This is a genomic window from Vibrio sp. 10N.222.48.A3, from assembly GCF_041475345.1.
GTDB classification, from domain to species: domain Bacteria; phylum Pseudomonadota; class Gammaproteobacteria; order Enterobacterales; family Vibrionaceae; genus Vibrio; species Vibrio tasmaniensis_A.
Genome location: NZ_JBFRVX010001552.1, coordinates 1 through 716, shown reverse-complemented (window position 1 = coordinate 716; position 716 = coordinate 1). Strand labels below are relative to the sequence as shown.

Sequence of the window (716 nt, the reverse complement as noted above, 5' to 3'; positions counted from 1 at the left end):
CTGATTTACCGATGAGCTTCATTTCATACAGAATGGGTGTTGCTTCTAAGAATGTGTTCACGTTCGCGGCAACGTTGAAGACAGGGTTAGCTCGTTTGAATACCGAACGTAAAAAATAGATGTCGGAATAGACGGTAGAGGGTTTGGTTCCCGTACTGCACCTATTTTGGCAGTGCTCAATTAAGTCTTTAGTGGTTAGCTCATCGGAATAGATTTTTGCTATGTCGCAATCACGCAGCATTTTTAATACGGTTTGTTTCGATCGGCCTGTATTGTCCCAGAGGTTTTTGTTCTCTATGTACATGTCTAGCAGCTGGCCAATGGGTACAGAACGATCTTGGGTTTCACCTTCTTCTATCTTTCGGACTTCATTTTTAGCCCAGGCAGTAGCGAGCGTTTTCTTCTTATGAGTTTTGGAAAAACGTTGAGCAATTTTGCTTCGATGTTTCACGGTAACTGTGGCTTTGTAGCGAGATTCGCCACTTGCTAGAGTTCGCTTTTCAATACTATAAGATGCCATGAACGTGTGCCTCTGAGGTGTACCAAAAGGGTGATTTGAGGGGTACAAAAGGTGTACCAAGGTTCAGAGATTATAGCAGTTTATTAAAGTTCTTCTAGGTTGTTATTTGTGTTAAGTATTTGAAAGTAAAGGTGTATGTGGCTATTGCTAGGTAGGGCGGGGAGTGGTGTATTTTAGTGAAACTTATAGATTGTGG

Annotated in this window: 1 pseudogene; it reads right to left on the bottom strand. The window is 41.9% G+C overall.

Annotated features, from left to right (window positions below):
- Positions 1-520, bottom strand: a pseudogene (locus tag AB4653_RS27685) (site-specific integrase); the annotation flags it as partial.
- Between the last annotated feature and the right edge of the window lie 196 nt (positions 521-716).